This is a genomic window from Corallococcus interemptor, assembly GCF_003668875.1.
GTDB classification, from domain to species: Bacteria; Myxococcota; Myxococcia; order Myxococcales; family Myxococcaceae; genus Corallococcus; species Corallococcus interemptor.
In genome coordinates this window covers 54742-62051 of sequence record NZ_RAWM01000044.1, presented here as the reverse complement: position 1 = coordinate 62051, position 7310 = coordinate 54742, and the positions used below count along the sequence as shown (strand labels likewise).

Sequence of the window (7310 nt, the reverse complement as noted above, 5' to 3'; positions counted from 1 at the left end):
GGGTGGGGCCTGCCTGCCTGCTGGCCGCGGACGGGCGCTCCGGTGACCACCTTCCAGGAGGTCCCGTCCCCCCTCACCGCCGGAGGTGTGCCATGGCCCAGGCCCACGAAACCGAAACCGAGAAGCAGGAACGTCACGCGCGGCGGCACGAAGCCCACCTGCGCGCCACCTACGCGATGTTCCTCCACCACCTGTGCGAACTGAGCGCGCTGCCCCCGGCGCTGGCGGAGTCCGCCGCCGTGTCGGTGCTGAGCGCGCTGGAGCGCCGGCTCATGCCCAACGGGGCGCGGAACCTGGAGTCCCAGCTGCCCCGGATGCTGGTGGAATTCCTGCCGCCCCCGGAGGAGCGCCCCCGGCGCCCCCACCGCTTCGGCCGCGAGGAGCTGGTCGCGTCCGTGGCCGAGGACCTCCAGATGCCGGTGGACCAGGCGGAGCTGGTGGTCCGCGCGGTGCTGCGCGCCTTCCAGGACCAGATTTCCGAAGGCGAGGCGGACAAGGTGGCCAGCAACCTGCCCGCGGACCTGCAGGCCCTCTGGCGCCTCACGCAGTAGCGCGTGAGGCACCCCCTGCGCCCCTGAGCTACTCCGTGGGGCCGCTGCCCGCGCCGTCCCCGGTGGTGAACACCGGGGTGCCGCCGGGGATGCTGGGGTCGTGCGGCAGGCTGCCGCGCGGGCTGCGCAGGTAGACGAACGGTGTGGCGAAGAGGAAGTTGCTCACGCGCGACGTGTAGATGTCCGCGTAGCGCTCCACCTGCCGCGCCAGGTGGCTCTTGTCGTTGCCGGCGCGGGTGAGCAGGCCCCAGTGCGGGTTGGACAGCTCCCCGGCCGCGCGGGCCATGGGGCCCAGCTCCGCGTCCAGCGCCTCCAATTCCGCGCGCAGCTCCGTCAGCCGCGTCACCAGCTCGCCCTCGGCGGTCTCCGAGCGGGGGCCGTAATGGTGGCGCCGCCGCTGCAGCTCCAGGCGCACCTGGCAGCTCTCCGCCTCCAGGCGCTCCTTCTTGAGCATGCGCTCGCCAATGCGCACCTCGGTGGCGCGGAACGCGGCGATGGCGCGCACCTCGTCCTCCAGCTCGCGCAGGATGAGCGCGGTGCGCCAGCGCAGCACGTTCTTGCTCACGTGCACGTCGCCGAACATGTGGTCGCCCACATAGAGGATTTCGTCGCCGGACAGGCCCAGGTGCCGCTCCAGCTCCAGCGCGCTGCCGCCGAAGTAGGGCTTGTTCTTGTCGAGCGGTCCGGAGTGCGGCCGCAACAGCGCCTCGCCGTTCGCCTCCACCACCTCGAAGAGGGTGGCGCGCGTGGTGAAGAACTCGGGCTTGCGCGCGCTGACGATGACCACGTCGAAGAGCTGGCGCCAGGTCATGCCCTCGGGCAGGTGCCGGTCGAAGGCGAAGTGCATCATGGGTTCCGTGTAGGCCCACTCGCTGTTGGTGATGAGCAGCACCTTCTTGCCGGCGTTCTTCTGGTCCAGCAGCGCGAGCGGCGTCTCCGGGTCGTCGATGACGTAGCGCTCGGGGTCCGCGATGATTTCGGCCTTGAGGCGCCCCTGCATGTGCGTGGCGTCCAGGTTCTTGCGCACGTGCTCGTAGAGGTCCACGTAGCCCATGGGGCCGGGGAGCTGGCCCGCGTCCAGGCGGTCCACCAGCTGCGCGTAGATGCAGGCCTCGGAGAGGGAGAAGAGCGTGTTGAGGAACACCCAGCGCCGGTCCGCCAGGTCGATGACGGTGCGGGTATAGGCCTCGCGCTGGGCCTCGAAGTCCATGGGGCGGCTGCCGTGGAGGGCCTTCTTCACGAAGCCGAAGCGGTTGGCCTTGAGGAGGTTGCCCTTCGCCGTATCGATGATGAGCCCGCGGATGGCGAGCATCGGGTCGAACGTCAGGTCCGCGACGGGCCAGCCCTGCTCCACCAGGCGGTCGCGAATGTATTCATAGGCGCGGCGTTCCCACGCCTCCACGCGGTAGTGGATGAGCGTGTAGTCCATGTCGTAGCCCACGGCCTTGATGGCACGCATGTTCAGCGTGCGGTTGCAGAACAGGCCGCGTTCGGGCGGGGGACCGGAGAAGTGAGGAGCCATGGGAGCAAGGCTTGCCAAGGCTTGCACGCAAAGTCGAGCGGCCCGTGCGCCCGCGTCGTCCCGTGGGCAGGCCCGGGTCGTCGGGGTGTCGGAAAGATGGGATACAGGTGACGCACGCGCCGCCGAGGGCCGGGCGGTGCGCGGAACCGAAGGGCAGAAGACATGTTGGGAATGACGCGGCGGTGGGGCCTGGCCCTGGCGGTGGTGCTGACGGCGGGCGTGGCGGGGGCGCAGGACTGGGAGACGGTGGCCACCTCGCCCTTCGTGATCAAGGTGCGGCCCCGGCCGGGGACGAAGGCCAAGGACATCTGGGCGGAGGGCGAACTCAAGGCGAGCGCGCTTCAAATCCAGACGGTGCTGGAGGACCAGGAGTCGTACCGGCTCTTCATGCCGTATGTGAAGGAGTCGCGGGTGGTGCGGCCCACGGACGACGGCGGGCGGCTCACGTACACGCGGCTGGACCTGCCGGTGGTGTCCTCGCGCGACTACATCTGTCACGTGGTGACGGAGTCGAAGGTCGCGCCGGATGGGACGGGCGTGTACCAGCAGCACTGGAAGGCGGAGCCGGACGCGTTCCCCGCCCGGCGGGACGTGGTGCGCCTGCGGCTGAACGAGGGCAGCTGGAAGGTGGAGCCCAGGGGCGAGGACACGTCCTGGGTCGTCTACAAGTTCACGGTGGACCCCGGAGGTTCCGTCCCCGGGTTCCTGGCCAGCGTGGGGCAGAACGACGCGGTGGTGGACACGCTGCGCGCGGTGGAGAAGCGGGCGAAGTCTCTGGCCACGAAGTAGGGGGAAGGAGGCAGGCGGGCCGGGTGTTCCATCCGGACGCCATGGCTGACAACTCCAAGATTGAATGGACGGACGCGACGTGGAACCCGGTGCGCGGCTGCGTGAAGCTGAGCCCCGGGTGCAAGCACTGCTACGCGGAGACGTTCGCGGAGCGCTTCCGGGGCGTGCCGGGCCACCCCTATGAGCAGGGCTTCGACCTGAAGCTGATTCCGGGGAAGCTCGCCGAGCCGCTGCGCTGGAAGGCGCCCAAGCGCGTGTTCGTGAACTCGATGAGCGACCTGTTCCTGGATGACGTCCCGGAGGCGTACATCGAGACGGTGGCGCGGGTGATGGCGCTGGCGGACTGGCACACGTTCCAGGTGCTGACGAAGCGCGCGGAGCGGATGCAGCGGCTGTTGTCCACGCGGCTCGCGTTCGCGGCGAGGCTGCCGAACGTCTGGTGGGGCGTGAGCGTGGAGGACCGCAAGTACGGCCTGCCGCGAGTGAAGCACCTGCAGGCGGTGCCCGCGCGGGTGCGGTTCCTGTCCATCGAGCCGCTGCTGGAGGACCTGGGCCCGGTGGACTTCACCGGCATCGACGGCGTGATTGTCGGAGGCGAGAGCGGCGCGAAGGCGAGGCCGCTGGACCCCGAGTGGGTGCGCTCGGTGCGCCGGCAGTGTGACGCTGCGGAGGTGGCCTTCTTCTTCAAGCAGTGGGGCGGCAAGCGCAAGGCGGCCGCCGGGCGGGAGCTGGACGGGCGCACGTGGGACGCGCTGCCCGCGAGCACGTCCGCGCCGTTCCCGGACGACGCCCGGCGCCTGCGCCTGCTGGACGAGGCCGAAGCGCTGGCGGCCCCGTGGCTGACGCCGCCGGCCGTCCTCAGCGCCGCCGCTTCAACTTGAAGAAGTCGATGAGCGCCTTGAGCTTGGGCGCCACCTGGACGCGGCTCGGGTAGTAGAGGAAGAAGCCGGGGAGGGTGGCGGAGTACGCTTCGAGCACGCGCACCAGCCGCTTCTCCGCGAGCAGCTTCCGGATGCGGCTCTCCGGGACATAGGCGAGCCCCATCCCGGCGACGGCGGCGTCCAGCACCAGCTCCGAGTCATCGAACACCGCGCGGCCCTCGACGGAGACCTCGATGCGCTTGCCGCCGTCGTTGAGCCCCCAGCGGAGGAGGCCGCCGGTGGTGCGGCTGCGGTAGTTGATGCAGTCATGCTCGCGCAGATCGCGAGGGTGCTTCGGCTTGTCCCGGTTCGCGAAGTACGCCGGCGAGCCCACCACGTGCATGACGATGTCGCCGCTCACGGGGATGGCGATCATCTCGCGCTCCACGTGTTCACCGACGCGGAAGCCCGCGTCGAAGCCCTGCTGCACGATGTCGACGAACGCGTCATCCAGGTGGATGTCCACGCGGATGTCGGGATGGGCGGTGAGGAACTCCGCCAGGCGGGGGCCCAGCACCTCCTGGTACCCATAGCGAGGCAGGGTCAGGCGCAGGAGCCCCGAAGGCCGGTCCCGCAGCTCGCCCAGGGACTCGAAGGCGTCCCGCACGCCGAGCATCGCGGGCTCGAGCCGCGACAGGAATCGCGAGCCGGCCTCGGTGAGGCCCACGCTGCGGGTGGTGCGCTGGAGCAGCCGCACGCCGACGCGTTCCTCCAGGGCCCGGAGGCTCTGGCTCACCGCGGAAGGGGTGACGTGGAGCTCCGCGGCGGCGGCGGTGAAGCTGCGCCTGCGGGCCACCGCGAGGAACGCCATCAGGCCGGAGAGGTCGTCGCGCATTCCTTAGCGTAGCTACAAAGTGCTTCCAGTGACGACGCGTTTCGCGGCGGGGACCCGGGGCGTACTTCATGGGCCATGGAGGCGGTCATGAGCGCACAGGGCAGCGGCAAGGTGTGGTTCGTCACGGGTTCGTCGTCGGGGTTCGGCCGGAGCATCGTGGAGGAGGTCATCGAAAGAGGGGAGCGGGTCGTCGCGACGGCGCGAGACCCGGGCACGCTGGAGGACCTGGTGGCGAGGGCCCCGGACCGGGTGCTCGCGGTGCGGCTGGACGTGACGAAGCCGGAGCACGTGCGGGAGTCCGTCACGGCGGCGCTGAAGCGCTTCGGTGCCATCGACGTGCTGGTGAACAACGCGGGCTACTCGGTGCTGGGCGCGGTGGAGGAGACGAGCGACGCGGAGCTGCGCGCGGTGTTCGAGCCGCTCTTCTTCGGAGCGGTGGAGATGACGCGAGCGGTGCTGCCGCACCTGCGCGAGCGGCGGACGGGCATCATCGTGCAGGTCTCGAGTCTGACCGGACTGGTCGGGTACCCGGGTGCGGGGGCGTACAGCGCGGCGAAGCACGCGCTGGAAGGCATCTCCGAAGCGCTGGCGAAGGAGGTCGCGCCCTTCGGAGTGAAGGTGCTCCTCGTGGAGCCGGGCATGTTCCGCACGAAGCTGCTGGACACCGGCTTCCGGTCGATGCCGGAGCTGCCTGCCTACGCGGAGTCGATGGGCCCCACGCGAGCCTGGGTGGCGCAGTCCGCCGGCACGCAGCCCGGGGACCCCGTGAAGGCCGCGAAGGCCATCGTGGACGCGGTGGCCGCCGGAGCCCCGACGCTGCGCCTGTTCCTGGGGCCGGACGCCCCGGCGCCCATCCGCGAAAAGCTCACGCAGGTGACGGAGGACCTGAACCGCACGGAGCGGATCGCACTGTCGACCGGCTTCTGAAGAAGACCCGAAGAGCCCAGCCGCTCACGAGTCCCCAGATGCCACGAAGCATCCCACCCTCCTTGAGATTCACAGCATGGTCGCAGGCAGTCGGCTCCGCGGGCTGAAGGCCCTTCTCCGCGCATGTCTCACCGGATTCGGATGGGACGTGCTCCGGGATGGCCTGCGTCTCAGGGCAAGGAGGGTTCCCAGAGTCAGGCGCAAGGACCTCAAGTCCACGCTCCTCCGAGCAGGGGCGTGCCTCCTGGGCGCGATGAACCTCGGGAGCGGCAGGCTCCTTGGGACCAGGAGCAAAGGCATCCAGCACACGGTCATCGTGTGCCTTCATCAGCACCGGCAGGTCGTTCTGGATGGCCCGTGTATCGCGATCATGCAGGGCATCCTTCGCGCAGTTCACCCACTGGCGCAGCGGCTCACCTCCCAGGAGGGGCAGCAGTTGGGCCGCGCCGACCATGAAGGCCCGCTGAAGGGATTGCACGAGAAGCACGTGCCCGGGCCGGTCCGCCACCCGGGCCGCCAGCCGCAGCAACTCGAACTCCACCTGGGCGCAGGAAGCCCCCGACCCCCAGCGCGCCGCGTCCCAGAGTCCGAAGCAGATGCTCCCCAGTTGGTCCAGGTCCCGCTTGGATGCCCGTGCGCAGCAGTCGGACAGGAGTTCCACCAGCACCTGCCGCCGGAGGCTGAAGTAGCCCTCCAAGAGCCATCGGGCTTGCGCGGAGCGCACGTCATGCAGCGCCAGCCCCAGGTTCTCCAGCGTCAGCGACTCATCCAACGGCACCGCGCGCGTCTTGCGTCCAGGCCGCTGCACCACCACGCCCCGCGCCGCCAGCCGCCGCAGCGCCTCACGGATGGTGCCCCGGCAGACGTCATAGTGACGCGCCAGCTTCGCCTCCGAGCCGAACTGCCCGCTCGGGTGAATCCGTCCCAGCGCGATGTCGCGCTCAATCTGTGCTTCCACGTACGCCACGAGCCCACCGTGTCCCATCCCCATTCCCCTTCCTCGTTCCAGCATCGCCATCCAACCACAGGGGTCTGACACGGACGCGTGAGGGCCCCCCTCCGAAGCCGGACGAAAAAAACCTGTCCGACTGTCGGACAAGTTCGAGGGGACGGGCCCCATGCGGCGAAACCAGTCGGACAGGTTCCCGGGCTCGGGCCTTGGGTCGCGTAAACCTGTCCGACTGTCGGACAGGTTTTTTGCAATCGCGCCCGGCGGGCGGCTGCTGCCCGCCGCGTTGCCTCTGCGTTCATTGACGAGAGCGGGTCGCGGACGCTTCCGTCAGCCGCTGGGTCGGCGTGGATGGATCAGATGGAGGGGAACCGCACTCCTGGCAGGACGAGCAGCTGGGTTCCTTCCGCGTCCTGGAGCTCCAGTGTGTGGATGCCTCGGGCTTCCCGGGGCTGGGCTTCGGCTTCCACGATGATCCGGGCAGGTCCGCCTTCGGAGTCGGGGGCTGCCTCAATCACTTCCACGACCTTCAGGAGTTGCTGATTCGGTCCACGGAGGACCGCATGGGTGACGCTGCCGGAGAGTGGCACCCCTCCTGCGAATTCCAAGAGCACGGCGACCCGGCGCATGGAGCGGAAGCTCCTGAACCGTAACCCCGTGACGGGATCATCCATGTCCAACGTCTGGACTCCTCCTTGCCCCAGGGTCTTCTCGGAGAGGAGTACCGCCAGTCCCACGTCGGGACAGGCCTGCTTGTCGGACACGCCGCCATCCGCGGCTGCAAGAAACGGAAGCAGGAACAGGAGCACGCATCCTC

Annotated in this window: 8 protein-coding genes; 4 read left to right on the top strand and 4 right to left on the bottom strand. The window is 69.5% G+C overall.

Features of this window, described 5'->3' with window-relative positions; translation table 11 throughout:
- Nucleotides 1–92 precede the first annotated feature (92 nt).
- A complete protein-coding gene (locus tag D7X96_RS18240; RefSeq protein WP_120552762.1) occupies nucleotides 93–551 on the top strand; it encodes a DUF2267 domain-containing protein in 459 nt (152 codons plus the stop codon).
- A gap of 28 nt (nucleotides 552–579) precedes the next feature.
- Here the strand turns inward: D7X96_RS18240 and D7X96_RS18235 are convergent, their stop codons facing one another.
- A complete protein-coding gene (locus D7X96_RS18235) occupies nucleotides 580–2073 on the bottom strand; it encodes an HAD-IG family 5'-nucleotidase (protein WP_121770302.1) in 1494 nt (497 codons plus the stop codon).
- A gap of 171 nt (nucleotides 2074–2244) precedes the next feature.
- Here D7X96_RS18235 and D7X96_RS18230 point away from each other — a divergent pair, with 171 nt between their 5' ends.
- Both D7X96_RS18230 and D7X96_RS18225 read left to right on the top strand, forming a co-directional pair.
- Nucleotides 2245–2862 (top strand): SRPBCC family protein, encoded by a 618-nt coding sequence (locus D7X96_RS18230; RefSeq protein ID WP_244219630.1) that lies wholly within the window; start codon nucleotides 2245–2247, stop codon nucleotides 2860–2862.
- Nucleotides 2863–2903: 41 nt separating this feature from the next.
- A complete protein-coding gene (locus D7X96_RS18225) occupies nucleotides 2904–3743 on the top strand; it encodes a DUF5131 family protein (protein ID WP_121724588.1) in 840 nt (279 codons plus the stop codon).
- On the opposite strand, the gene D7X96_RS18220 is transcribed toward D7X96_RS18225, so the two are convergent.
- Entirely contained in the window at nucleotides 3721–4617 is an 897-nt protein-coding gene (locus D7X96_RS18220; protein ID WP_121724585.1) for a LysR family transcriptional regulator, read from the bottom strand. The two genes, D7X96_RS18225 and D7X96_RS18220, sit on opposite strands and share 23 nt — an antisense overlap.
- Before the next feature lie 87 nt (nucleotides 4618–4704).
- Between D7X96_RS18220 and D7X96_RS18215 the strand changes: the two genes are divergently transcribed.
- Complete coding sequence (locus D7X96_RS18215) at nucleotides 4705–5544, top strand: oxidoreductase (RefSeq protein WP_121770301.1); 840 nt, start codon at nucleotides 4705–4707, stop codon at nucleotides 5542–5544.
- Here the strand turns inward: D7X96_RS18215 and D7X96_RS18210 are convergent.
- Both D7X96_RS18210 and D7X96_RS18205 read right to left on the bottom strand, forming a co-directional pair.
- Complete coding sequence (locus D7X96_RS18210) at nucleotides 5483–6535, bottom strand: FadR/GntR family transcriptional regulator (protein WP_233610097.1); 1053 nt, start codon at nucleotides 6533–6535, stop codon at nucleotides 5483–5485. The two genes, D7X96_RS18215 and D7X96_RS18210, sit on opposite strands and share 62 nt — an antisense overlap.
- A gap of 314 nt (nucleotides 6536–6849) precedes the next feature.
- Nucleotides 6850–7302 carry a DUF2381 family protein gene (locus D7X96_RS18205; RefSeq protein ID WP_158616325.1) on the bottom strand — a complete coding sequence of 151 codons (453 nt, stop codon included), beginning with the start codon at nucleotides 7300–7302 and terminating at the stop codon, nucleotides 6850–6852.
- Between the last annotated feature and the right edge of the window lie 8 nt (nucleotides 7303–7310).